General features: G+C 75.2%; 22 protein-coding genes. 16 read left to right on the top strand and 6 right to left on the bottom strand.

Translation table 11 applies throughout. From position 1 onward, the window contains the following. Positions 1–207 precede the first annotated feature (207 nt). Positions 208–852 (bottom strand): TetR/AcrR family transcriptional regulator, encoded by a 645-nt coding sequence (locus ACZ4WZ_RS04415; protein WP_467884859.1) that lies wholly within the window; start codon positions 850–852, stop codon positions 208–210. A 149-nt stretch (positions 853–1,001) separates the two neighbouring features. Between ACZ4WZ_RS04415 and ACZ4WZ_RS04420 the strand changes: the two genes are divergently transcribed. The 7 genes from ACZ4WZ_RS04420 to ACZ4WZ_RS04450 all read left to right on the top strand — a co-directional run bounded on the left by ACZ4WZ_RS04420 (position 1,002) and on the right by ACZ4WZ_RS04450 (position 8,185). Continuing rightward, positions 1,002–1,913, top strand: coding sequence for a phosphatase PAP2 family protein (locus ACZ4WZ_RS04420; RefSeq protein ID WP_467884861.1), 912 nt, complete (start codon positions 1,002–1,004; stop codon positions 1,911–1,913). Then, on the top strand, positions 1,910–2,779 hold the full coding sequence (locus ACZ4WZ_RS04425) for a DMT family protein (protein ID WP_467884863.1): 870 nt from the start codon (positions 1,910–1,912) through the stop codon (positions 2,777–2,779). The genes ACZ4WZ_RS04420 and ACZ4WZ_RS04425 overlap by 4 nt, the downstream gene beginning before the upstream one ends. Before the next feature lie 83 nt (positions 2,780–2,862). Beyond that, positions 2,863–3,129, top strand: coding sequence for a GlsB/YeaQ/YmgE family stress response membrane protein (locus ACZ4WZ_RS04430; RefSeq protein ID WP_467884865.1), 267 nt, complete (start codon positions 2,863–2,865; stop codon positions 3,127–3,129). Between the two features lie 102 nt (positions 3,130–3,231). Then, complete coding sequence (gene rraA / locus ACZ4WZ_RS04435) at positions 3,232–3,717, top strand: ribonuclease E activity regulator RraA (RefSeq protein WP_467884866.1); 486 nt, start codon at positions 3,232–3,234, stop codon at positions 3,715–3,717. Positions 3,718–3,789: 72 nt separating this feature from the next. Next, positions 3,790–5,478: a peptide-N4-asparagine amidase gene (locus tag ACZ4WZ_RS04440; protein ID WP_467884868.1), complete on the top strand. Its 1,689-nt coding sequence runs from the start codon at positions 3,790–3,792 to the stop codon at positions 5,476–5,478. Between the two features lie 27 nt (positions 5,479–5,505). Next, positions 5,506–7,164, top strand: a complete 1,659-nt coding sequence (locus ACZ4WZ_RS04445; RefSeq protein ID WP_467884870.1) for a serine/threonine-protein kinase — start codon at positions 5,506–5,508, stop codon at positions 7,162–7,164. Between the two features lie 91 nt (positions 7,165–7,255). Further along, positions 7,256–8,185 (top strand): squalene/phytoene synthase family protein, encoded by a 930-nt coding sequence (locus tag ACZ4WZ_RS04450; protein ID WP_467884872.1) that lies wholly within the window; start codon positions 7,256–7,258, stop codon positions 8,183–8,185. A 21-nt stretch (positions 8,186–8,206) separates the two neighbouring features. On the opposite strand, the gene ACZ4WZ_RS04455 is transcribed toward ACZ4WZ_RS04450, so the two are convergent. From ACZ4WZ_RS04455 to ACZ4WZ_RS04465, 3 genes are all read right to left on the bottom strand, one after another. After that, complete coding sequence (locus tag ACZ4WZ_RS04455) at positions 8,207–8,983, bottom strand: transglycosylase SLT domain-containing protein (protein WP_467884874.1); 777 nt, start codon at positions 8,981–8,983, stop codon at positions 8,207–8,209. A gap of 434 nt (positions 8,984–9,417) precedes the next feature. Beyond that, positions 9,418–9,828, bottom strand: a complete 411-nt coding sequence (locus ACZ4WZ_RS04460; protein ID WP_467884875.1) for a RidA family protein — start codon at positions 9,826–9,828, stop codon at positions 9,418–9,420. Positions 9,829–9,927: 99 nt separating this feature from the next. Further along, positions 9,928–10,857, bottom strand: coding sequence for a dihydrodipicolinate synthase family protein (locus ACZ4WZ_RS04465; protein WP_467884877.1), 930 nt, complete (start codon positions 10,855–10,857; stop codon positions 9,928–9,930). Positions 10,858–10,928: 71 nt separating this feature from the next. On the opposite strand from ACZ4WZ_RS04465, the gene ACZ4WZ_RS04470 reads away from it, so the two are divergent. The 5 genes from ACZ4WZ_RS04470 (at position 10,929) to ACZ4WZ_RS04490 (ending at position 16,373) form a co-directional block, all read left to right on the top strand. After that, the gene (locus ACZ4WZ_RS04470; RefSeq protein ID WP_467884880.1) at positions 10,929–11,879 is read left to right on the top strand and encodes a LysR family transcriptional regulator; all 951 of its coding nucleotides are present in this window, start codon (positions 10,929–10,931) and stop codon (positions 11,877–11,879) included. Between the two features lie 85 nt (positions 11,880–11,964). Then, positions 11,965–13,050, top strand: coding sequence for an S-(hydroxymethyl)mycothiol dehydrogenase (locus tag ACZ4WZ_RS04475; RefSeq protein WP_467884883.1), 1,086 nt, complete (start codon positions 11,965–11,967; stop codon positions 13,048–13,050). A 228-nt stretch (positions 13,051–13,278) separates the two neighbouring features. Beyond that, entirely contained in the window at positions 13,279–14,589 is a 1,311-nt protein-coding gene (locus tag ACZ4WZ_RS04480) for an alpha/beta fold hydrolase (protein ID WP_467884886.1), read from the top strand. Between the two features lie 135 nt (positions 14,590–14,724). After that, on the top strand, positions 14,725–15,489 hold the full coding sequence (locus ACZ4WZ_RS04485) for a PIG-L deacetylase family protein (protein ID WP_467884889.1): 765 nt from the start codon (positions 14,725–14,727) through the stop codon (positions 15,487–15,489). A gap of 50 nt (positions 15,490–15,539) precedes the next feature. Further along, on the top strand, positions 15,540–16,373 hold the full coding sequence (locus tag ACZ4WZ_RS04490; protein ID WP_467884892.1) for an enoyl-CoA hydratase/isomerase family protein: 834 nt from the start codon (positions 15,540–15,542) through the stop codon (positions 16,371–16,373). Between the two features lie 56 nt (positions 16,374–16,429). Here ACZ4WZ_RS04490 and ACZ4WZ_RS04495 read toward each other — a convergent pair whose 3' ends face one another. Together ACZ4WZ_RS04495 and ACZ4WZ_RS04500 are read right to left on the bottom strand one after the other, a co-directional pair. After that, a complete protein-coding gene (locus tag ACZ4WZ_RS04495) occupies positions 16,430–17,329 on the bottom strand; it encodes an SDR family oxidoreductase (RefSeq protein WP_467884895.1) in 900 nt (299 codons plus the stop codon). Positions 17,330–17,382: 53 nt separating this feature from the next. Next, the gene (locus tag ACZ4WZ_RS04500; protein WP_467884898.1) at positions 17,383–18,504 is read right to left on the bottom strand and encodes a hypothetical protein; all 1,122 of its coding nucleotides are present in this window, start codon (positions 18,502–18,504) and stop codon (positions 17,383–17,385) included. A gap of 336 nt (positions 18,505–18,840) precedes the next feature. Between ACZ4WZ_RS04500 and ACZ4WZ_RS04505 the strand changes: the two genes are divergently transcribed. The 4 genes from ACZ4WZ_RS04505 (at position 18,841) to ACZ4WZ_RS04520 (ending at position 22,824) form a co-directional block, all read left to right on the top strand. After that, the gene (locus ACZ4WZ_RS04505; RefSeq protein WP_467884901.1) at positions 18,841–19,851 is read left to right on the top strand and encodes an NADPH:quinone oxidoreductase family protein; all 1,011 of its coding nucleotides are present in this window, start codon (positions 18,841–18,843) and stop codon (positions 19,849–19,851) included. After that, positions 19,848–21,038, top strand: coding sequence for an acyl-CoA dehydrogenase family protein (locus ACZ4WZ_RS04510; protein ID WP_467884903.1), 1,191 nt, complete (start codon positions 19,848–19,850; stop codon positions 21,036–21,038). The genes ACZ4WZ_RS04505 and ACZ4WZ_RS04510 overlap by 4 nt, the downstream gene beginning before the upstream one ends. Next, positions 21,035–22,192: an acyl-CoA dehydrogenase family protein gene (locus tag ACZ4WZ_RS04515; protein WP_467884905.1), complete on the top strand. Its 1,158-nt coding sequence runs from the start codon at positions 21,035–21,037 to the stop codon at positions 22,190–22,192. The genes ACZ4WZ_RS04510 and ACZ4WZ_RS04515 overlap by 4 nt, the downstream gene beginning before the upstream one ends. An 80-nt stretch (positions 22,193–22,272) precedes the next feature. Then, complete coding sequence (locus ACZ4WZ_RS04520; protein ID WP_467884908.1) at positions 22,273–22,824, top strand: GNAT family N-acetyltransferase; 552 nt, start codon at positions 22,273–22,275, stop codon at positions 22,822–22,824. Positions 22,825–22,872 lie beyond the last annotated feature (48 nt).

Below are 22,872 nucleotides of genomic sequence, written 5' to 3' on the forward strand. Positions count from 1 at the left end.
AACCCATAGAGGATCGATGGGGCGGGGGGGGGGGTGAGTGGGGGATGGGAGGGGGTGGCGGCGCGCGCGGGGCGGCGCGCCCCCCCCCCCCCCCGCGGCCCCCCCCCCCCCCCCCCGTCCGGGTGGCGCGCTGCCGCCGTCCCCACGTGGCAGCGCGAGCGGTCCGCCGTCCGGTCATCGTGAACGGCGGCCCGCCGGTTCAGGGGGTCAGGGGTGCCCGGCCGCGGCCGCGTCCGCCGCCGGGGGTGTGATGCCCAGCGCGGGCAGCAGGGCCGCGTCGACGAACCTGACCAGGTAGTCGGCGTCCGCGTAGCGCTCCTCCAGCACGGGTCGGATGCGCAGGACGCCCATCAGCTGCGCGGGCAGGAACTCCACGGCCGGATGGTCCGGGGCGATCTCGTCGCGGGCCACGGCCCGCTCCACGATGGCGCCGAAGGCCGCCAGTTCGGGCTCGACCAGCGCCTCGCGCAGCGCGGCCCGGAGCTCCTCGTCGCTGAGGACGGCCACCCCCAGCGCCTGGGTGAGGCGGGTGTCGCGGCCCGAGGTGCCGGCCGCGATCCGGGCGGCCTCGCGGAGGTCCCCCGCCAGAGTGCCGGTGTCCACGTCCGCCAGGGTCCGCTCGCCGCGGCGGGCGCGGCTCGCGCGCAGGGCGGCGGCGACGAGCTGCGGCTTGGTCTTCCACTGCCGGTAGAGCGTGGACTTCCCGCAGGAGGCCCGGGCGGCGACGCCCTCCATGGTGAGGGCCTCGTACCCGTACTCGCGCAGCTGGTCGAGGACGACGTCGTAGAACTCCTGCTCGCGCTCCGGGCTGATCTTGGAGCGGCGCGCGGTGACCTGCGGCGTCGACGTCATGGGGGAGGCTCTCCTCGCGGGATCCGGGCGGTGGGTCCGTGTTCCGAGTGTACGGCCCACCGAGCTTATCGGAACACCAGCGTATCGATACGCCCATGTATCGATACACTGGCGTGTCGATGGAAACCGAAAGAGAGTGAGACCGGGGGATGACCTCCCACACCGCTCCGGACCGGCCACCCGCCGGTCACCTCGGCGCCCGCCGCCGGCTCATACGCGAGCTGCTGCTCGTCGCGGTCCTCTTCGCCGCCTACAAGGCCGGCCGGATGCTCTCGACGGGCCGCACCGACGAGGCCTTCCGCAACGCCGGCCGGGTATGGGAGGCCGAACGAGCCCTGCACCTGCCGGGTGAGGGCGCCGTACAGGGGCTGCTCCTCCACGGGGACGCCCTCGTCCACACCGCGAACACCTACTACGCGGCCGTGCACTTCCCGGCGACCGCCCTGTTCCTGGTCTGGCTGTACCTGCGCCGCCCCCGGCACTACCTGTGGACCCGGCGGGTGCTCGCCGTCCTCACCGGCGCCGCCCTCGTCCTGCACCTCTCCTTCCCGCTCGCACCGCCCCGGATGCTGGGCGCCGCGCACCTGGTGGACACCGGGCAGGTGTACGGGCCGACCGTCTACGGTGCCGCCCCCGAAGCCGACACCATGGCCAACCAGTTCGCCGCGATGCCCTCGCTGCACTTCGGCTGGGCGCTGATGCTGGCCCTCGGCATGATCGCCGCGACCCGCTCCCGGTGGCGCGCCCTGTGGCTGCTGCACCCGCTGATGACCCTGCTCGTGATCGTGGGCACCGCCAACCACTACTGGCTCGACGCCATCGTGGCCGCCCTGCTGCTGGGCGCGGCCCTCCTGCTGGTCCCCCGCCCGGCCGCCGACGGCCCAGCCGCCCCGGAGGTACGGAGCCTTCCGCGCCCGCGTCCGGCGGTGCGGCCCGGCCCGGCCGGGGTCATGGGCGGTGCCCCTGCCGGTGCCGGCACCGGGTGTGCCGGGACCGGGGCGTCCGGCTCCGGCGGCGCCGTGCGCGTCCCCTCCGCCGTCTCCGCGGGAGCCCGGCGATGAACGCCACCGTCCTCGCCGTCGCCCTCTGCCTGGCCTCGGCCGCCACCTACGCGGCCGCCGCCGTCGCCCAGGAGCGCCTGGCCCGCCGGGCCGTCGCCCGCAGTGCCCGGGCCCTGCTCGGCAACGGGGCCTGGTGGTGGTCGGCCGGCCTGAACGCCGCCGCGGCGCTGCTGCACGCCGCCGCGCTGCGCTACGGACCGCTGACCCTCGTCCAGCCGCTGGGAGCGCTCACCCTGGTGGCCGCCGTCCCGCTGGGCGCCCGGGGCGCCGGGAGGCGGGTCGCCCCCACCGAGTGGCGGGGCACCCTGGCCACCGTCGCCGGGCTCGCACTGTTCCTTCTCCCCGCCTCGGGCCCCGCCCCCGACGACACCCTCACCCTGGCCGAGGCGCTCGCCGTGTCGGGGGCCACCGTCGCGGCGATCCTCCTGCTCACCGCCCGCAAGGACCCCGGCCCGGGGCTGCGCCACGCCACCGCCTCCGGACTGGCCTCCGCCGTCGCCTCCGCCCTGACCCAGACCGTGGCCGTGGCGGGCGGACGGGGCGGCGCCCTGCTCAGCGGCCGGGTGATCACCGTGGCCCTGCTCGTGGTGGTGTTCGCCGTCGGCGGGATGCTGCTCTCGCAGCGGGCCTACCGGGGCGGCCTCGGAGCCCCGCTCGCCGTCGTCAACCTCGCCAACCCGCTCGCCGCGGCCGCGATCGGCACGATCCTGCTCGGCGAACGCCTCCAGGGCGGCGCGCTCGGGATCCTGCTCGCCACGGCCGGAGCCCTCGCGGCCACGCGCGGCGTGCTGCTGCTCACCCGTACCGCGCCCGCCGCACCGGCCGCCGGATCCCGCCCGGTGCCGGCCGGCCATGCGACGGCCTGAGCCGCCGGCGCGGCAGAACCGTTCCGCCGCCGGTGTGCGTCCTCCCGTACGGAAGACGCACACCGAAGAGCGGAGCGAACGGCATGGGCATCATCGGCTGGATCATCCTGGGGCTGCTGGCCGGCGCCATCGCCAAGGTCCTGCTCCCCGGCCGGGACCCCGGCGGCCTCATCGGCACCACCCTCATCGGCGTCGCCGGCGCCTTCACGGGCGGCTGGCTCTCCGCCACGTTCCTCGACCGCCCGGTCCAGGCCCAGTTCTTCGACCTCGCCACCTGGGGCTCGGCCATCGCGGGCTCCCTCGTCCTGCTCATCGGCTACCGCCTCCTCTTCGGCAACTCCCGCGACTGAACCGGACACCATCCCTCCGGGCAGACCCTTCCGGCAGTCCTTTCCGGCCACAGCACTAGGCTGGGCCCCGCGCGACGCACGAGATGCGAGGAGCCCGGACCCATGAGCGTCACCCCCGTCCCCACCGCCGACCTGTACGACGAGCACGGCGAGGACCTGGGCATCTGCGCCACCCCGTTCCGCCGGATCGGCGGCCGCCACCTGTACGCCGGACCCGTGCGCACCGTCCGCTGCCACGAGGACAACGCCCTGCTGCGCGAACTCCTCCACACCCCCGGCGGGGGAGCCGTCCTCGTCGTCGACGGCGGCGGCTCCCTGCGTACCGCCCTCGTCGGCGACCTCATCGCCGGCGCGGCACACCGCTCCGGCTGGGCCGGGCTGATCGTCAACGGCGCGGTCCGCGACAGCGTCGCCCTCGGCGCCCTGGACCTCGGGGTCCAGGCCCTCGGCACGTGCCCCCGCAAGAGCGGCAAGACCGGCGAGGGCGCGGTCGACGAGCCCGTCACCATCGGCGGGGTCACCTTCCGCCCGGGCGACACCGTGTACGTGGACGACGACGGGGTCGTGGTGCTGCCCGCCGGGCACTGAACGGCGGTTTCCCGCCACCCTGAGGCCGGGGGCCTGGCGGCGGCGGTCCGGCAGGGGTTTCACTGCGGGCCCATGAGACGACACAGGATCACGGGCCTGCTCGGCGCGCTCACCCTCGCCGCCGGGGCCCTGGCCGGACCCGCGGCCGCCGCCGGATCCCCCGCCGCCGGAGCAGCGGCCGCCGGACCGCCCGCCGCTGCCGCCGCGCCCGCCGCCGGGCCCGCGGCCGAGGGGCCCGTCCCGCCCGCCGAGTTCGGCACCGACTGGCACGACCCCCTCACCGCCGCCCCGCCCGTGGAGCGCCCCGCGACCCGGTCCTGCGAGGTGACCCTGGCCGAGGCCCGGTTCCGCGACTTCACCCCCTACCGGGGGAGCTACACCCCGCCCGCCGGCTGCGGCCGCTCCGGCTGGGCCAAAGCGGTCCTGCGCCTCGACGGCACGGTCAGGGGCCGCCAGTACGACCGCCTCGGCAACCTCACCCTCGGCGGCGTCGAGATCCTGCGCACCTCCACCCCGCAGCCCTCGCCCGACGGCATCACCTGGTCCGTGGAGAAGGACGTCACCCGCTACAGCGGCCTCCTCGGCCGCCCGCAGCCCGTCGAGATGCTGATCGGCAACGTCGTCAACGACACCTACACCGGCGTCATCGAGGTCAAGGTCACCCTGACCCTCTACGCCGCCGACCGGCAGCACCCGGCCCCCGACACCCCCGACCGGGTCCTGCCCCTCACCACCCCCGCCGTCACCACCCCGCGCAACACCGAGCGGCTCCTCGCCGAGGTGTACGCCACCGGCTCCGGCGGCGGCTGCGAGGAGTACTGGTACATGACCGTCCCCGACGCCGCGCCCTACTCCTGCAAGGCCCCCGACGGCCCCCACCGCGAGGTGCGGATATCCGTCGACGGACGGCTCGCCGGCCTGGCCGCCCCCTTCCCGACCGTGTGGACCGGCGGCTGGTCCAACCCCTTCCTCTGGTACGTCACCCCCGGCCCCCGCGCCTTCGACGTCCAGCCGATCGTGTACGACCTCACCCCCTACGCCGCCCTCCTCAACGACGGCCGCGAGCACCGCGTCGAGGTCTCCGTCGCCGGGGTGCCGGCCGGCCAGGCCGGCTGGAGCACCCCCGTCAACCTGCTGCTCTGGCAGGACCACGGCCGCCAGGTCGTCACCGGCGCCCTGACCCGCCACGAGGAGGGCGCCCCCACCGGATCCTCCCGGTGGACGCCCGCCGCCCCCGGCGGCGAACACCGTCTGGACACCGACGGGAGCCACCGCCTGACCGTCGCCGGGTACCTCGACACCTCCCACGGCAAGGTCACCACCACCGTCACCCGGGCCGTGTCCCACACCTCCGCGCACCGCTGGACCGACGGCGAGAACCGGGACGCCCTCACGGCTTCCTGGACCGACGAGGAGAGCGTCACCCGCGGCGCCGCCACCACCCGCACGGCCCGCACGTACACCATGGACGGCGAGACCACCCTCGGCACCGGCGACCGGCTGCGCACCGTCCTGTCCCTCGGGGACCGGGCCGACACCGTCACCCTGCGCGGCGGCCGCCAGACCGGCCGCTCCCTCCTCGACCACCGGTACACGGGCGACGCCACCTACACGGCGAACGTCCCGCGCGACCAGCGGCACGCGGTCGGCACCTCCACCGAGCGCTACCGGCTGTACGGGACGGACGCCGGGGCGGGCTGTTACGACCGTACGGTGTCCACCGCGCAGGGCACCGTGACGGAGGACCGCTTCCGCTGCTGACGGTGGCGGGGCCTACGATGGCCGCCCATGGAGATGAGTGAGGCCGGCAGACGGCTGATCGACGGCCGTTTCGAACTGATCGGCCCCCTGGGCGCCGGAGGCATGGGCACGGTGTGGCGCGCCCGCGACATCGCACTGCACCGCGAGGTCGCCCTGAAGGAGGTGCGCCCGCCGGACCCCGCCACGGCCGCCGCGCAGCCGGACCTCGCCGTCCAGCTGCGCGAGCGGGCCATCCGTGAGGCCCGGGCCCTCGCCCGCCTCGCCCACCCGAACGTGGTGACCATCCACCACATCGTGGAGCCCGCCCCGGAGACGGACGGCCACCCGTGGATCGTGATGGAGCTGCTCAGGGGCGGTTCACTCCACGACCGGCTCGCCACCGGACCGATGCCGGTCGCGGAGGCGGTGCGGCTCGGGCTCGACATCCTCTCCGCGCTGCGCGCCGCACACGCGGAAGGGGTGCTCCACCGGGACGTGAAGCCGGCCAACGTCCTGCTGCGGCCCGGCGGCTCGGCCGTACTGACCGACTTCGGCATCGCCGCCGTGCACGGGGCGACCGCCCTCACCTCCACCGGGGTGCTCATCGGCTCGCCCGAGTACATCGCCCCCGAGCGGTGCCGGGGTGAGGAGGGCCTGGCGGCCTCCGACCTGTGGTCGCTCGGCATGCTGCTGTACGTGGCCGCCGAGGGGACGCACCCGCTGCGCCGCGCCACCAGCCTGGCCACGGTGGTCGCCGTCCTCGACGAGCCGATCCCCGCTCCCGTGCGCTCCGGCCCGCTGGGGCCCGTACTGGAACGGCTGCTCGTCCGGGACCCCGCGGCGCGGCCCGACGGCGGCGAGCTGGAAGCGCTGCTCCGGGGTGCGAGCACCGCTCTCGGGACGGGCCCCGGTGTCTCCCAGGCCCCGCCGGCCGCGGGCCCGTACGGCCCACCGCCCACGGTGTCGGACGTCCGGCCCTTCACCCCCGGCGGCGGCTCCCCGTACGCGTCCACCACGCCCGTCCCCGCGACCGCCCCGGCCGGGGGGCGCGGCCGGGCGGCGCTGATCGGCGCCGCCCTCGCGCTGGCCCTGGCCGGCGGGGTGGCCGGGCTCGTCCAGGCGCTGCCCGACGGCGAGTCCTCCGGCCGGCAGGCCACGGGCCCCGCCGCCACCGCCACCCCGATCGCCGCCACCCCCGCCGCGGCGACCCCCGCCGGCCGGACGGGCGCCCCGCCCCGCGCAGAGGGCGGCCAGGCCGCGGCCAAGGGGAACCTGCTCGCCCCCGACCAGGTCCGGACCGTCGTCGAGGCGTTCAAGCAGCGGACCGGCACCACCACCTTCGTGGAGATGACCGTCTACGAGGGGTACGTGCTGGCCTCCATCCCCACCGCCCCCGGCGCGGACACCTTCGACCGGTACCAGTACCGCGACGGCCAGGTGACGCACGCCGGCCCCGGCGGCACCGTCAAACAGGACGAGCCGCTCATCGACATGGCGGGCGTGCGGTGGGACGCCCTGCCCGCCCTCCTGGACCGCGCCCAGCAGGAACTGGGCGTCACCAGGCCGACCTCCCGCTACGTCATCGTCGAGCCCTGGCTCTTCGACGCGACCCCCTCCATGCGTCCCTACCTCACCGACGAGTACGGACGGGGCGGCTACGTGTACGCCGACACCCAGGGCAACGTGAAGAAGGTCTACCGCTCCTGACAGGGCGTATCCGCACGCCCACGCACACCCGCACCCCCGTACGCGCGCCGCGCGTACGGTACGGCGGACACGGTCCGAGGAGACGGCCACCATGCCCAGCTGGCGCACCGCCCTGACCCGGGCCGGGATCACCGACCCCCGGCTGCGGGCCGACTTCACCCATGCCGCCCGCCGGGTGCTGCGCCGCGAACCGGCCCCCTACCTCACCCTGCGCCTGCTGGCCGCGCCGCCCCTGGTGCCCTGGCTGGCGGCCGGGCTGGCCTTCATGAACCTGGTCGACGACGTGGCCGAGACCGGCACCCCGAGTGCCCGGGCCGCCGGGCTCGCCACACTGGCGGGACGCACCGGATCAGCCCTGGAGAGCGGCGACAGCCCGGATCCGCTGCTGCGCGCCTTCGCCCACGCCGTCCGCACCCGGGGCCTGCCCGGGCACTGGGTCACCCGCTTCCTCGACGGCGCCGCCACCGCCGAGGCCGGGTTCGACGGGTTCGCCACCGAGGAGGACTTCCAGACCTACCTCGACGCCTACGCCTGGCCCGGGATCATGGTCTTCACCGGCCTCCAGTACGAGGGCGGCCCCGACGCGGCCCAGGCCGCCGGCTGGCGCCGCTTCGTGGACGCCGCCCAGCGGGTCGACTTCCTCGCCGATCTCGCGGGCGACCTCGCCGACGGGCGGCTGTGCGTCCCGCGCTCCCGGCTCGACGAGCACTCCGTCACCCGCGCCGACCTGGAACGGGCCCGCGACACCCGGGAGGTGCGCGCCCTGCTCGCCGCCGAGTGCGCCCGCGCGCGGACCGCCCTCGGCGCCGCCGAAGGCGTCCTCGGCCTCACCGAGCCCGGACTGCGGCCGGTGGTCGCGGCCATGACGGAGCTCATGGGACACCAGCTGACCGCGGTGGAGAAGGCCGGCACCGCCGCCCTGCGCAAGGACGTCGGCTACGGCCTGACGGCTCCCGTGGCCACCCTGGTCCGCGCGCGGCGGCGCCGGCAACCCGGGCGGACCACGGCGGTGCCGCGCTGACGCCCCGCCAGGGGGCACCCGTCAGTACGGGCCGTTGACGTTGTCGATCGAGCCGTAGCGGGCGGCGGCGTAGTTGCAGGCCGCGGTGATGTTCGCGACCGGGTCGTACGAGTCCGTGGAAGTGCCGGGCACGTGGTAGGCGCGGAAGGTCGGGTCGATGACCTGGAGCAGGCCCTTGGAGGGGACGCCGTTCCTGGCGTTGATGTCCCAGTTGTTGATGGCGCGGGGATTGCCCGAGGACTCGCGCATCACGTTGCGGTGGATCCCGTTGTAGGTGCCGGGAATTCCGTGCTTGGCCATGACGGCCAGCGACTGGCGGATCCAGCCGTCGAGGTTGTTCGCGTACGTGGTGGCCGGTTTGGCGGCGGGCTTGGCCGCGGCCGCCCGCGCCGCCGCGCCGATGCTCAGCTTCAGGCCGGGGCGGATCACGGAGGGGTTCTCGCCGATGGCGTTGCGGTTTGCCGAGTAGAGCGCCTGCCAGCCGCCGCTCACGGAATGCTCGGCCGCGATCTTCGAAAGGGTGTCACCGCCGACCACGGAATAGGTCAGGGCCGCAGCGGCCTTTTCCACGGACGCCTTTTTCGCGACGGACTTCTCCACGGCCGGCTTCTGCACCGCCACGGCCTTCTCCACGGACGCCTTGACGAGCGACGCCGGAGCCGGCTGGGTGCCGGCCGCCCCGGCCGTGGTGGCGCTGATCAGGGGAAGGGCGAAAGCCGCTCCGCCCGTACCGGCGACCGCGAGTCCGCGGGCGATCCGGTGCTGCTTCGGCCGACGGTGCTTACCGTGTCGGGGCATGGCGCTGTTCCTCACGTGGGGGTACGGGAGAGCCCCGGCGGCGGCCGGATTCGGCAGTCGGCCGCGGGGAGTGAGGTGACCGTAGGCGAATGCGAGGGGCGGGAACAAGACGAGAATTCCGCCCGGAGATCGACTTCCCGTCCGTTGTCCGGTAAATGACCATGACGGGCGGATCGTGAAAGGGTCGATTCCCTTTCCGTGGAAAGGGAATCGGCCGTTCCGGGTGAATTGATGTTGAACGGGCCCGCGTGACCCACATCACGGGCCCGGCGGGTTTGAAGCCGTCTCGTCCAATACGGTCAATTCGCGCCCCGATACTGCCGATTCGGGCGACCCGCCCGAGGCCGACGAATCGCTCGCAATGGGACATTCAAGCCCGCCTGCGGCCGCACCCGGGGCCTGCCACTCGTCCCGACTCGAGGCGTGCGGGCCGCTCAGTCGGGCAGCGCGACGGTGAGGTCCACCTCGACCAGTTGCCCTGTGAAGCCCAGTTGCGCGACCCCCAGGAGCGTACTGGCGGACGTGAGGGCCGGCCCGAGGGCGGAAGCGGCAAGCCGGCGCCAGGCGAGGCTCAGGTCCTCCCTGTCATCGCTCCGCACGTAGATCACCGAACGCACCACGTGCTGCGGCTGAGCGTTCACCGCCGCGAGGGCGGCCAGTGCGTTCACGGCAACCTGGTCGACTTGCACCTCGAGGGAGCCCGGGCCGACGAGGGAGCCGCCCTGGTCGAGGGGGCACTGCCCCGCCAGATAGGCCGTCCGGCCGGTCTCCACCACGGTGACGTGGTGGTAGCCCGGCGTCTCGTGCAACTGATCGGGGTTGATGCGGCTGATCTTCGCTGTCATGCCGCGAGTCTGGCCGGTCCGCCCCGGACCCGCACCCGAATTCGCCCCACCGCGCGACCGTCCGACGCGGCGCCGGGTTCGCCAGGTTGAAGAACGGGCTCAGAGGGAGGCCAGCTCCTCCAGAGTGGCGTCCACGGCTCCCCGGGACGCGGGCAGCAGGGGCAGGCGTACGTCCGGGGTGGGGATCCGGCCCTGCGCGTGCAGCACGCCCTTGACCACCGTCGGGTTCGGCTCCGCGAAAGCCGCCGCCGAGACCCGCGCCAGCCCGTGCCCCAGCCCCCGGGCGCGCCCGACGTCGCCTTCCCGCCAGGCCGCCGCGAGCTCCACGAACCGCTCCGTCGCCAGATGGGCCGAGGCGAGCACCGCGCCCGACGCGCCGAGCGCCAGCATCGGGGACGCGTACGCGTCGTCCCCCGCCAGGACGGAGAACCCGTCCGGCAGCCGGCCCAGCAGCGCCACCGTCTCCGCGTCGATCCCGCCCGCCGCGTACTTCACCCCGGCCACCCCGGGCAGCGAGCCCAGCGCGCGCAGCGCGTCCGCGTCCAGCGGCTGCCCCGTCCGGTAAGGGATGTGATAGACGATCAGCGGCAGCGGGCTGACCTCCGCCAGCCGCGTGAAGTGCGCCAGCACGCCCGCCGCCGAGGGCCGTACGAAGGACGGTACGGTCACCAGCGCAGCCCGGGCCTGCGGCCACCGCGCCAGCCGCGCAAGCGCCGCCTCGCTCGCCCTGGTCCCGCTCGCTCCCGCCCCCACCGTGAGCGGCACCCCCCGCTCCCCGCAGACCCGGGCGCAGACCCCGGTGACCAGGTCGCGCTCCGCCTCGTCGAGGGCGGCCGCCTCGCCCGTCGTGCCGAGGGCCACGATCCCGGCCGCGCCCGCGTCGAGCACCTCGTGGGCCAGGGCCTCCAGCGCCCCGGCGGCCACCTCCCCGTCACGCGCGAAGGGGGTGACGAGCGGGACGTGGATCCCGTTGAGAGTGAAAGGGATGGTATCGGCGAATTGCCCGGCCTGTGTAGTTTCCTGTCGCATACCGAAGAGCTTCGCCCGGACCGAGCGCCGAATCCAGTTCGCGTTCCTTACCCGACCCGTAAGCTGAGCCGATGCTCGACGTACGCCGCCTGCGCCTCCTGCGGGAACTCGCCCGCCGGGGCACCATCGCCGCCGTGGCCGAGGCCCTCGCCTTCAGCCCCTCCGCCGTCTCCCAGCAGCTCTCCGTCCTCGAACGGGAAGCCGGCCTGCCCCTGCTGGAACGCACCGGCCGCAGGGTCCGCCTCACCCCGGCCGCCCAGAACCTCGTCCGGCACGCCGAAGCCGTCCTGGAACGCCTCGAACAGGCGGACGCCGACCTCGCCGAGGCCCGCAGCGGCCTCGCCGGCGTCCTGCGCGTCGGCTCCTTCCCCACCGCCACCCGGGCCATCGTCCCGGCGGCCCTCCTCCACCTGGCCCGGCGCCACCCCGGGCTGGAGCCGAGGGTCCGCGAGACCGACCCGGCGGCGGTCGCGCACGCGCTGCGGGCCGGGGACCTGGACGTGGCCCTGATCCACGAGTACGACTTCGTCCCCGCGCCGCCGGAGCCGGGGCTCGCCACCCGCCCGCTGTACGGGGAGGCGATGTACCTGGCCGCCCCCGCCGGCCCGTCCCCGGGCCCGGACCAGGGCGGGCCCGCCGGCACCGGCCCCGACCAGGGCACGGTCCTGCGTACCCGGCAGGACGCACCCTGGATCACCGCCACACCCGGCACCCTCTGCCACGCCATGACCGTGCGGGCCTGCCAGGCGGCCGGATTCGCGCCCCGGATCCGGCACCAGGTCGACGAGTTCGACACCGTCCTCGCCCTGGTCGCGGCCGGGCAGGGAGTGGCCGTCGTCCCCCAGCTGGGAGTGACCGGACCCCCGGACCCGGGCCTCACCCTCACCCGCCTCCACATGGAACGCCGCACCAAGATCGCCTTCCGCGACGGCGCCGCCGGGCATCCCGCCGTGGCCGCCTTCGCCGCGGCACTGCGCGCGGCCGTGCCGCCCGACCTGGCCGGAACCGGTGGTGGCGGATGACGCGAGCGCCCGCACAACTCCCTTGGGGCGCCCCGCCCGTGTACGTTCGTTGATCCAGACCGAGCCGAACAGAACGGGGTACGACGTGACACATCGCGTACGAGGGGTCATCGCGCGGAGCAAGGGCGCACCGGTGGAGACGACCACGATCCTCGTGCCCGACCCGGGGCCCGGTGAAGCCCTCGTCGAGATCCGGGCCTGCGGGGTCTGTCATACCGACCTGCACTACCGCGAGGGCGGCATCAACGACGAGTTCCCCTTCCTCCTCGGCCACGAGGCCGCCGGAACCGTCGAGTCCGTCGGCCCCGGCGTCACCTCCGTCGCCCCCGGCGACTTCGTGGTCCTCAACTGGCGCGCGGTGTGCGGGACCTGCCGGGCCTGCAAGCGCGGCCGGCCCTGGTACTGCTTCAACACCCACAACGCCGCCCAGCCCATGACCCTCGAGGACGGCACCCCGCTCTCCCCGGCCCTGGGCATCGGAGCCTTCGCCGAGAAGACCCTGGTCGCCGCCGGACAGTGCACCAAGGTGGACCCCGCAGCCTCGCCGGCCGCCGCCGGACTGCTCGGCTGCGGAGTGATGGCCGGCCTCGGCGCGGCCCTGAACACCGGCAACGTGGGGCGCGGCGACTCGGTGGCCGTCATCGGCTGCGGCGGAGTGGGCAACGCCGCCGTCGCGGGAGCCCGGCTGGCGGGTGCCTCGCGGATCATCGCCGTGGACCTGGACGACCGGAAGCTGGAGTGGGCGCGCGGGCTGGGCGCCACCCACACCGTCAACGGGCGTACCGAGGACGTGGTCAAGGCCATCCAGGAACTGACCGGCGGGAACGGCGCGGACGTGGTCATCGAGGCCGTCGGCCGCCCCGAGACCTACCGGCAGGCCTTCTACGCCCGCGACCTGGCCGGCACCGTGGTCCTGGTCGGCGTACCGACGCCCGAGATGAAGCTCGAACTCCCGCTCCTGGACGTCTTCGGACGCGGCGGCGCGCTCAAGTCCTCCTGGTACGGGGACTGCCTGCCCGAGCGCGACTTCCCGTTCCTGATCGACCTGTACCTCCAGGGCCGGCTCGACCTCGACGCCTTCGTCTCCGAGACCATCCCCCTCGAGGGGGTCGAGGAGGCCTTCGGCCGCATGGAGCGCGGCGAGGTGCTCCGCTCGGTGGTCCAGTTCTGACCGGCTGATCCGTGGCCCGGCTGAGCGGCTGAGCGGTGGTCCGGCTGACCGGCTGACGGGTGGCCCGTGGCACCGGCCCCGTGACCGTGGGCCGATCCCGTGGCCCTGGCCCGCCGGCCAGGGCCACGGGGGCCTAGACTCGGCCGGGACGTCAGCCCGGCCCCGGCCCCGCCGCGACCCGGCGAAGGCGCGGGGGAGGGCATCCGTACCCAGACCCAGGGGCCGTCCGTGACCCTCCCGCGCAGCTACCGCCAGCCCGGTGTCGTCCTGACCGACCACCACTTCACCGTGCCGCTCGACCACGACCGCCCCGACGGGGAACGGATCGAGCTGTACGCCCGCGAGGTCGTCGCCAACGACAAGGACCCCGAGCGGCTGCCCTGGCTGCTGTACCTGGAGGGCGGCCCCGGGTTCGGGGCGCGCCGGTTCACCGGCCGCCAGGCCTGGCTGGAACGGGCCCTCGCCGACTACCGGGTGCTGCTCCTCGACCAGCGCGGCACCGGCCGCTCCACCCCGCTCAACCGGCAGACCCTGCCCGCGCGCGGCACCCCGGAGCAGCAGGCCGAACACCTCGCCCGCTTCCGCGGCGACTCCATCGTGCGCGACGCCGAGGCCATCCGCCCGGCCCTCACCGGTGGCGCCCCCTGGACCGTGCTCGGCCAGAGCTTCGGCGGGTTCTGCGCCACCCACTACCTCTCCACCGCGCCCGAGGGCCTGACCGCCGCCCTGATCACCGGCGGACTGCCCTCCCTCGACGCGACCGCGACCGAGGTGTACGAGGCGGCGTACCCCCGCATCGAGCGCAAGAACCTGGCCCACTACGCCCGCTACCCCATGGACGTCGAGCGCGCCCGCCGCATCGCCGCCCACCTCGCCGAGCGCCCCGCCGAACTCCCCGGCGGCCACCGGCTCACCGTCGAGGCCTTCCAGTCCCTCGGCCTGGTCCTCGGCGCCGGAGACGGCAGCCACGAGCTGCACTACCTCCTCGAGGACGCCTTCGTCACCACCCCCGCCGGGCCCGCCCTCTCGGACGCTTTCCTGGAACGGGTCCGCACCCACCTGTCCTTCGCCGGTCACCCCCTCTACGCCCTCCTCCACGAGGCGATCTACGCCCAGGACCCGGCGGTACCCACCGCCTGGGCCGCCGAACGCGTCCGCGCCGGACTGCCGCGCTTCGACGCCGCGAAGACCCTCGCCGGCGACGACCCGCTCCTGTTCACCGGCGAGACCATCCACCCCTGGCACTTCACCACCGACCCGGCCCTCGTCCCCCTGCGCGCGACCGCGGACATCCTGGCGTCCCGCACCGGCTGGCAGCCGCTGTACGACCCGGCTCGCCTCGCGGCCAACGAGGTACCGGTGGCCGCCGCCGTCTACCACGACGACATGTACGTGGACACCGCGCACTCGCTGACCACGGCCCGTGCGATCCGCGGCCTGCGGACCTGGGTGACGGACGAGTTCGAGCACGACGGCGTCCGTGCCGGCGGCCCCCGCGTCCTGGACCGGCTGCTGTCCCTGGTCCGCGACGAGGTCTAGACCCAGGGCGGGCCAGGCAGGGCCGGCGACGGGCGGGGAAGGTACCCGCTCGTGTGTCCGTCCTGTTTCGGCCGACTGCCGTGGTGCCGGATCGGTTTGCCGGGCCTTTGCGGTCACCGCACTAGGGTGCGGCGTATGACCGAACAAGCTGAGCAGCAGCCCCCCTTGCAGCCCATGCCCGCCGACTGGCGGCGCGCCCTCGCGGTGGTGGCCCACCCCGACGACCTCGAGTACGGCTGCGCCGCGGCCATCGCCGAGTGGACAGACGGCGGCCGTGAGGTCACCTACCTCCTCGCCACGCGCGGCGAGGCGGGCATCGACGGGGTCGCCCCCGACGAGTGCGGCCCGCTGCGCGAGGCCGAGCAGCGGGCGAGCGCTGCGGTCGTCGGAGTGTCCACGGTGGAGTTCCTCGACTACCGCGACGGGGTCGTCGAGTACGGCCTCGACCTGCGCCGGGACATCGCGGCGGCCATCCGGCGGCACCGCCCCGAGCTGGTGGTCACCCTCAACCACCGCGACACCTGGGGCGGGGCCGGTGGCGGCGGGGCCTGGAACACCCCCGACCACAAGGCCGTCGGCCGGGCCGTGCTGGACGCCGCCGGCGACGCGGGCAACCGGTGGATCTTCCCCGAACTCATCTCCGAGCAGGGCCTGGAGCCGTGGGACGGGGTGCGCTGGGTCGCGGTGGCGGGCACGACCCTGCCGACCCACGCCGTCGACGCCGGGCCCGGCCTGGAGCGTGCGATCCGGTCCCTGCTCGAGCACAAGGCGTACATCGGCGCACTGACGGACCAGGACCCCGAGGAGTACGTACGGAACTTCCTGACCGGCAACGTCCAGCAGGCGGCGGCACGCTTCGGAGGCCGCCCGGCGGTGCCGTTCGAGGTCTTCCCCCGCTGACCGCACCCCCTTAAGCTGACGCCCCGTCAGTCGGGTGGGGGGTGCGGAACGTGATCGACACGGTCGGCGGGGAGGCCGGCGAGGGAGCGGAGCGCGTCCGGCTGGAGGTCGAGGACGGCATCGCGCTCCTCACCCTGTGCCGCCCGGACAAGCTCAACGGCTGGAGCTGGGAGTCCACCCGCCAGCTGGGCCTGCTCGCCGACCGGATCCGCTTCGACCCCGGCGTGCGCGCGGTCCTGTTGCGCGCCGAGGGCCGGGCCTTCTGCGCCGGCATCGACGTGACCGCCCCCGGCGGCGCCATCACGGGCGACTCCGCCGCCGAACGGACCCGGAACTACTACGAGGGCATCCGCTGGGTCCACGAGCGCTTCGCCGTCCTCGCCCGCCTGCCGCAGCCGGTCGTCGCCGCAGTCCAGGGCTACTGCCTGGGCTTCGGCTTCGAACTGGCCCTGATGGCCGACATCCGCGTCGCAGCCGACGACGCCGTCTTCGCCCTGCCCGAGGCCCAGCTGGGCGTGGCGGTGGACGCCGGCGGCGATCTGCGGATCGCCCGCGAGGCCGGCGCGGGCTGGGCGAAGCTCCTCGCGCTGACCGGCCGCAGGATCGACGCGGTGACGGCCGAGCGTCTGGGCCTCGTCCAACTGGTCGTCGCCCGGGCCGAACTGGAGTCCGCCGCCCGCGCCCTGACCGCCGAGATCGCGGCGAACGCCCCGCTCGCCGTCCAGGGCATCAAGCGGGCGATCGACTCCTACGCCGACGCCGCCCTGCCCGCCGCCCTGGACCGGGCCGCCATGACGGCGGCCCTCACCCTCACCTCCGAGGACGCCGCGGAGGGCTACGGCGCCAAGGCCGCCCGCCGGCCCCCGCGCTTCAGGGGAGCGTGAGCACCGGCCGCACCGAGGAGCCGTCCCCCGCATCCCCGCCTCCGGCCCGTACGCCGTCACGGCTGGAACGGTCCGCGTCCCAGCTGTTCGCGCACCGGTACCACCTCCGGCTGGACCAGGGCCCGGCGCTGCCAGTTCGCCCCGTCGACCACCAGCGTGTGGCCGGTGACGAAGCGGGCGTAGGGCGAGGCCAGGAAGGTGGCGGCCCAGCCCAGTTCGCGCGGGGCGCCCACCCGCAGGGCGGGCTGGCGGGTGTCCTTCGATTCCGGGGCGGCGCGTTCCAGCCCGCCGCGGATGTCCTCGGTCATGTCGGCGTGCGGGAACAGCCCCGGCACGAGCCCGTTGATCCGGATGCCGTACGGGCCCCACTCCACGGCGAGGGTCTCCACCAGGTTCTTCACCCCGGCCTTGGCGGCGGCGCTGTGGGCGAAGCCCGGGCCCCCGGTCCAGGCGTACGAGGCGCCCACGCTGACGATCGCCCCCGGGGTGCCGGCGGCGAGGTGGCGCCGGCCGAACTCGCGGGTCATGAACCAGGTCCCGGTCAGGGTGGTGTCGACCACCGCCCGCCAGGCGTTCGGGGACAGGTCCTCGGCGGGGCTGGGGAAGTTCGCCGCGGCGTTGTTGACCAGTACGTCCGGCGGTCCCAGCGCGGCCCCGGCGGCGTCGAAGGCGTCCGCGACCCGCTCGGGGTCCCGGATGTCGCAGACGGCGGCCGCCACCCGGCCCGCGCCGGGTACGGCCGCCAGCTCCTCGCACGCCGCGGCCAGCTGCCCGGCGCGGCGCCCCGCGATGAGCAGGTCCGCCCCGAGCCGGGCGAACTCGGCGGCGATGGCCTTGCCCAGCCCGGTGCCGCCGCCGGTCACCAGGACCACCTGCCCCCCGTAGGTGCCGGGGGGCAGGGCGGCGGCGCCGAGCGGCGGGGGCGCGGGCAGCCCGCGCCTGATCTCGTCCGTCATGGGGCATCGATAGCGCGCCGGGGCGCAGATCGCCATGCCCGCGACGGCGCCGGCTACCGGGGCAGGTACGCCTGCTTCGTGGCGCAGGTCCAGATCACCGGCTTCAGCGTGCCGCTCGCGTTGACGGCCGCGCCGCCGACGCGGCCGTCGTCGGAGACCGACGCGGCGGCGCTGGCCTGCTGCGCGGCGAGCCGGGGCAGGGCGAGCACCGGTCCCGTGCCCGGCCACAGCTGCGCCTGGTCGGGGAGGGTCTGCTCGTCCGGGTGGGACGTGGCGGTGCCGACGGACACGCCGGTCGTCGGACTGATCGCCTCGAGGGTGCCGTAGGGGTGGGTGTTCAGCACCCCGGGGGAGGCGGCGGGCCCGGTGTGGGGCGGCGTCCAGGTCATGGGCTTGTACTGGTACCCCATGCCGTACCAGTCGTAGCCGACGACGCGGCCGCTCTCGTCGAGGTCCTGCACGTAGCTGTCGTTCGCGGTGGCGGCCAGAGCCCTGGCCGGTCCGCCGCCGGCGGGCCAGAGCACCGGGTAGGACCCGTCCCGGTGGGCGCCCGTGTTCGGGTCCTCGTAGTCCTCCCGCGCCATCCCGAGGACATCGCCGCCGTTGTTGACGCCGGTGACCAGTTCGACCCGCGTGCCGGGCAGGGCGTCCGCCGGCAGGGCCAGGTCGCGGACCTTCTGGCCGTCCTTCCAGACGACGCCCGCGCCCGTCCGTACCCGCGAGACGACGTAGCCGGCGTCGTTGACGTCGGCGTCGTCCGACGCCGAGTCGCTCCCCGGCAGCCGGGTGACCGCGGCGTCGCCCGCCCGGTAGGTGAAGGCGTAGCCGTCGGCGCCGTGGACGGCACCGACCATCAGACCGCTCGCGTTCACCCCGAGCACCGCACCAGGAGCGCCGACCTCCGGCAGCGGCACCCTGTGGAGCCGGGTGCCGGTCCAGTAGACGGGCTTGCCGCCGGAGCGGCCGACGGACAGGTTGCCCGGGCCGAGTCCGAGGACGCCCTCGGGCTGCTCGTTGCCCACGTTGTAGCCGCCGGACCCGATGGAGCCGAGGACCTGGATCCGGGGCGTGCAGGAGACCGCGGCCGCGGCGGGTCCGGCGGCGGTGACGACGCCGGCCAGGACGAGGGCGGCGGTGGCCGCCGAGCCCGCGCTGCGCATGCGTGTGCTGTTCATCGTTCGGATTCCCCCTGTGGTGTGTGCTCGTGGCGCCGGCGCCTGCCCGGAGCGGCCGGCCCCGGGCAGGCGCGATCCCCTGGCGCGTCATATGCCCGGTGACAGCGGCCTGTTGATGCTAACGCCCGGCACTGGCGTTCACCGGTCGTTCGTGCGTCCGGTTTCCGGAGGGGGGTGTTCCCGTGCGGGCGGGGCGTCCGGCCGACCGGGGTGCGGTCCCGCGCGTGCGGCGGGTCCACCCCGGCCGGGCTGGGCCGGTCCAGGGTTCCCAAGGAGGCAAGCGACCGCTTAGTATGCCCCGGAGCGTGGTCCCTCGACGGCGGCTGGAGGCCCCGGATGCAGGCATGGCGAGTACACACGACCGGTGAACCCCGCGAGGCCATGCGCCTCGAAGAGGTCCCCGAACCCGTGCCGGGCGACGGCGAGGTGAAACTCCGGGTCCTCGCGGCGAACGTCAACTTCCCCGACGCGCTCCTCGTCCGCGGCCAGTACCAGATCCGCCCGCCCCTGCCCTTCACCCCGGGCGTCGAGATCTGCGGCCTGACCGAGGACGGCCGGCGCGTCATCGCCAACCCGTCCCTGCCCCACGGCGGATTCGCGGAGTACGTCACCGCCCCGGCCCGCGCCCTGCTCCCCGCTCCCGACACCCTCGACGACGCCGAGGCGGCGGCCCTGCACATCGGCTACCAGACCGGCTGGTTCGGCCTCCACCGCAGGGCCCGGCTCCGGAGCGGCGAGACCCTGCTCGTGCACGCCGCCGCCGGCGGGGTCGGCAGCGCCGCCGTCCAGCTCGGCAAGGCCGCCGGAGCGACCGTCATCGGCGTCGTCGGCGGCGGGACCAAGGTCCGCACCGCCGAGGAGCTCGGCTGCGACCTCGTCATCGACCGCACCGCCGAGGACGTCGTCACCCGCGTCAAGGAGGCCACCGGGGGACGCGGCGCCGACGTCGTCTACGACCCGGTCGGCGGCGACGCCTACACCGCCTCCGCCAAGTGCGTGGCCTTCGAGGGCCGCATCGTCGTCGTCGGCTTCGCCAGCGGGACCGTCCCCGCCCCGGCCCTCAACCACGCCCTGGTCAAGAACTACGCGGTACTGGGCCTGCACTGGGGCCTCTACGCCGCCAAGGATCCCGCCGCCATCCCCGCCTGCCACACCGAACTCACCCGCCTCGCCGCCGAGGGCGCGATCAGACCCCTCGTCAGCGAACGCGTCCCGCTCGACGGGGCAGCCGACGCCGTCCAGCGGCTCGCCGACGGGACCACCACCGGCCGGCTGGTCGTCGTGCCGTCCCTCCCGTCCGTGCCGTCCGCTCCGTCCGTGCCGTCCCCGGACGGAGCCGCCCGATGACCGCCGACGCCGAGGACCTCCTCGCCCGCACCCGGGAACTGCTCGCCGCGCACCCGCCCGGCACCACCGCGCCCGCCGACTTCCTGCGCGCCCGCTTCGACGCCGGACTCGCCTGGGTCCACTACCCCGAGGCACTCGGCGGACTGGGCGCGCCCCGCACCCTCCAAGCCGTCGTGGACGCCGAGCTCGATGCCGCAGGGGCCCCCGACAACGACCCCCGCCGGATCGGCATCGGCCTCGGCATGGCCGCGCCCACGATCCTCGCGTACGGCACCGAGGAACAGAAGCGCCGCTTCCTGCGCCCCCTCTGGCTGGGGGAGGAGGTGTGGTGCCAGCTCTTCAGCGAGCCCGGAGCCGGCTCCGACCTCGCCGCCCTCGGCACCCGCGCCGTCCTCGACGAGGCGGCGGGCGAATGGGTGGTCGACGGCCAGAAGGTGTGGACCTCCAGCGCCCACACCGCCCGCTGGGCCATCCTCCTCGCGCGCACCGACCCCGCCCTCCCCAAGCACCGGGGCATCACCTACTTCCTGTGCGACATGCACGCCCCCGGCGTCGAGGTCCGCCCCCTGCGCCAGATCACGGGAGAGGCCGAGTTCAACGAGGTCTTCCTCACCGGCGTCCGCATCCCCGACACCCACCGCCTCGGCGCCGTCGGCCAGGGCTGGGAGGTCGCCCGCACCACTTTGATGAACGAACGCGTCTCCATCGGCGGCATGCGGATCCCCCGCGAGGGCGGCATGATCGCCCCCGTCGCCGCCGCCTGGCGCGAACGGCCCGCCCTGCGCACCCACGCCCTGCACCAGCGACTGCTCGAACTGTGGGTGGAGGCCGAGGTGGCCCGCCTCACCGGTGAACGGCTGCGCCAGCAGCTCGCCGCCGGCCAGCCCGGCCCCGAGGGCAGCGGGATGAAGCTCACCTTCGCCCGCCTCAACCAGGAGATCAGCGGCCTCGAGGTGGAACTCCTCGCCGAGCAGGGCCTCCTGTACGAGGACTGGACCATGCGCCGCCCCGAGACCGTCGACTTCACCGGCCGCGACGCCGGCTACCGCTACCTGCGCGCCAAGGGCAACAGCATCGAGGGCGGCACCAGCGAGATCCTCCTCAACATCGTCGCCGAACGCGTCCTCGGACTGCCCGCCGAACCGCGCGACGACAAGGACATCGCCTGGAAGGACCTCTCCCGATGACGACGCAGCCAGCACCGGCGCCGCAGCCCGGCCCGCCGGCCCCCGGCGCCCCCTACGACCTGCTCTACTCCGAGACCGAGGAGGAACTGCGGGCGGCCGTACGCTCCCTGCTCGCCGACCGCTGCGCCCCCGCGAGCGTCCTCGCCCGCGCCGAGAGCGGCCGCCCCCACGACCCCGCGCTGTGGCGGACCCTCGCCACCGGCATCGGCGCCGCCGGACTGCTCGTCCCCGAGAAGCTCGGCGGAGCGGGCGCGAGCCACCGCGAGGCCGCCGTCGTCCTGGAGGAGCTCGGACGGGCGGTGGCACCGGTGCCCTACCTCACCGGCTCCGTCCTCGCGACGGAGATCCTGCTCGCCGTCGCCTGCGACAGCGCCGAAGCCGCCGCCCTGGTGGCGGAGGCCGCCGCCGGACGCCGGATCTGCGTCCCCGCCCTCCCCCTCACCCTGGCCCCCGGAGCGCCCCTGCCGGCTCCGGTCCACGACAGCGGCGGCGGGGTGCTCAGCGGCACCGTCACCTCCGTCGCGGACGCGGACGCGGCCGACACCCTGCTGGTCCTGGCCGACACCGGGCTGTACGCCGTCCCCGCGGACCGCGCCGCCCTGACCGCCCTGGTCCCGCTGGACCTGACCCGGCCGCTCGCCACCGTCACCCTCGACGGCGCCCCCGGCACCCGCCTCGCGGACCCCGCCACCGCCCGGTCGGCCATCGCCGGAGCCCTGCTGTCCGGCGCCGGACTGCTGGCATCGGAGCAACTCGGGCTCGCCGAATGGTGCCTGACCGAGACCGTCGCGCACGTACGGGGCCGCCACCAGTTCAACCGCCCCGTCGGCTCCTTCCAGGCCCTCAAGCACCGCCTCGCGCGGCTGTGGCTGGACGTGGCCTCGGCCCGCGCGGCGGCCCGCGCCGCCGCCGACGCCCTGGCCACCGGGGCCCCGGACACCCCGCTCACGGTCGCGGTCGCCCAGGCCCACTGCTCGGGGGTCGCCGTCCGCGCGGCCGAGGAGTGCGTCCAGCTCCACGGCGGCGTCGGCATGACCTGGGAACACCCCGCCCACCTCTACCTCAAACGGGCGAAGGCCGACTCCCTCGCCCTGGGCACCGCCGGCCACCACCGCGGCCTGGTGGGGGACTTCGCGGAACTCCCGGCGCCCTGAGACCCCGGCGGGGGTGCCGCACACCACGGCGCCCCCGCCCCCGCTCCGGCCCGCCGCGGACCGCTTCCTATGCTCACCGCATGACGGCAACGATCACCCGGCTCACCGCCACCGCCCTCGCCGCCCACCGCGGCGAACTCGCCTCCCTGCTCGTCGACACCGTCGGCGACGGAGCCTCCCTCGGCTTCCTCGCCGGCCTCGGCCACGAGGACGCCGCCGCCTGGTGGGACTCCCTGCTGCCCGCCGTCGGCGAGGGCTCCCTCGCCCTCTGGGCCGCCCGCGGCGCCGACGGCCGCCTGGAGGGCACCGTCAGCTGGTACCGGGAGTCCAAGCCCAACGGCCGCCACCGCGCCGAGCTGCGCAAGCTCATGGTCCATCCCGCCGCCCGGGGCCGCGGGACCGCCCGCGCGCTCCTCGCCGAGGCCGAGCGGGAGGCCGCCCTCGCCGGGATCGTCCTGCTCTTCCTCGACACCGAGACCGGCAGCGGGGCCGAGCACGTCTACCGCTCCGCAGGCTGGACCGAGGTGGGCACCATCCCCGACTACGCCACCGACCCGGCCGGCGGGCTGCGCCCCACCACCCTCTTCTACAAGCACCCGGAGCACCCCGGGCACCCGGTGCGCACCGGCTGACAGGTGACCTCCCCCGGCCGCTCCTCGTTGGACCTCCGAACACGGACC

This window comes from Streptomyces sp. NPDC029122 (genome assembly GCF_055569445.1).

Excerpts from the sequence above, each read along its gene's own strand:
- ACZ4WZ_RS04415 (WP_467884859.1), bottom strand. The coding sequence starts at position 852 with ATGACGTCGACGCCGCAGGTCACCGCGCGCCGCTCCAAGATCAGCCCG.
- ACZ4WZ_RS04420 (WP_467884861.1), top strand. The coding sequence starts at position 1,002 with ATGACCTCCCACACCGCTCCGGACCGGCCACCCGCCGGTCACCTCGGC.
- ACZ4WZ_RS04425 (WP_467884863.1), top strand. The coding sequence starts at position 1,910 with ATGAACGCCACCGTCCTCGCCGTCGCCCTCTGCCTGGCCTCGGCCGCC.
- ACZ4WZ_RS04430 (WP_467884865.1), top strand. The coding sequence starts at position 2,863 with ATGGGCATCATCGGCTGGATCATCCTGGGGCTGCTGGCCGGCGCCATC.
- rraA (WP_467884866.1), top strand. The coding sequence starts at position 3,232 with ATGAGCGTCACCCCCGTCCCCACCGCCGACCTGTACGACGAGCACGGC.
- ACZ4WZ_RS04440 (WP_467884868.1), top strand. The coding sequence starts at position 3,790 with ATGAGACGACACAGGATCACGGGCCTGCTCGGCGCGCTCACCCTCGCC.
- ACZ4WZ_RS04445 (WP_467884870.1), top strand. The coding sequence starts at position 5,506 with ATGGAGATGAGTGAGGCCGGCAGACGGCTGATCGACGGCCGTTTCGAA.
- ACZ4WZ_RS04450 (WP_467884872.1), top strand. The coding sequence starts at position 7,256 with ATGCCCAGCTGGCGCACCGCCCTGACCCGGGCCGGGATCACCGACCCC.
- ACZ4WZ_RS04455 (WP_467884874.1), bottom strand. The coding sequence starts at position 8,983 with ATGCCCCGACACGGTAAGCACCGTCGGCCGAAGCAGCACCGGATCGCC.
- ACZ4WZ_RS04460 (WP_467884875.1), bottom strand. The coding sequence starts at position 9,828 with ATGACAGCGAAGATCAGCCGCATCAACCCCGATCAGTTGCACGAGACG.
- ACZ4WZ_RS04465 (WP_467884877.1), bottom strand. The coding sequence starts at position 10,857 with ATGCGACAGGAAACTACACAGGCCGGGCAATTCGCCGATACCATCCCT.
- ACZ4WZ_RS04470 (WP_467884880.1), top strand. The coding sequence starts at position 10,929 with ATGCTCGACGTACGCCGCCTGCGCCTCCTGCGGGAACTCGCCCGCCGG.
- ACZ4WZ_RS04485 (WP_467884889.1), top strand. The coding sequence starts at position 14,725 with ATGACCGAACAAGCTGAGCAGCAGCCCCCCTTGCAGCCCATGCCCGCC.
- ACZ4WZ_RS04495 (WP_467884895.1), bottom strand. The coding sequence starts at position 17,329 with ATGACGGACGAGATCAGGCGCGGGCTGCCCGCGCCCCCGCCGCTCGGC.
- ACZ4WZ_RS04500 (WP_467884898.1), bottom strand. The coding sequence starts at position 18,504 with ATGAACAGCACACGCATGCGCAGCGCGGGCTCGGCGGCCACCGCCGCC.
- ACZ4WZ_RS04505 (WP_467884901.1), top strand. The coding sequence starts at position 18,841 with ATGCAGGCATGGCGAGTACACACGACCGGTGAACCCCGCGAGGCCATG.
- ACZ4WZ_RS04510 (WP_467884903.1), top strand. The coding sequence starts at position 19,848 with ATGACCGCCGACGCCGAGGACCTCCTCGCCCGCACCCGGGAACTGCTC.
- ACZ4WZ_RS04515 (WP_467884905.1), top strand. The coding sequence starts at position 21,035 with ATGACGACGCAGCCAGCACCGGCGCCGCAGCCCGGCCCGCCGGCCCCC.
- ACZ4WZ_RS04520 (WP_467884908.1), top strand. The coding sequence starts at position 22,273 with ATGACGGCAACGATCACCCGGCTCACCGCCACCGCCCTCGCCGCCCAC.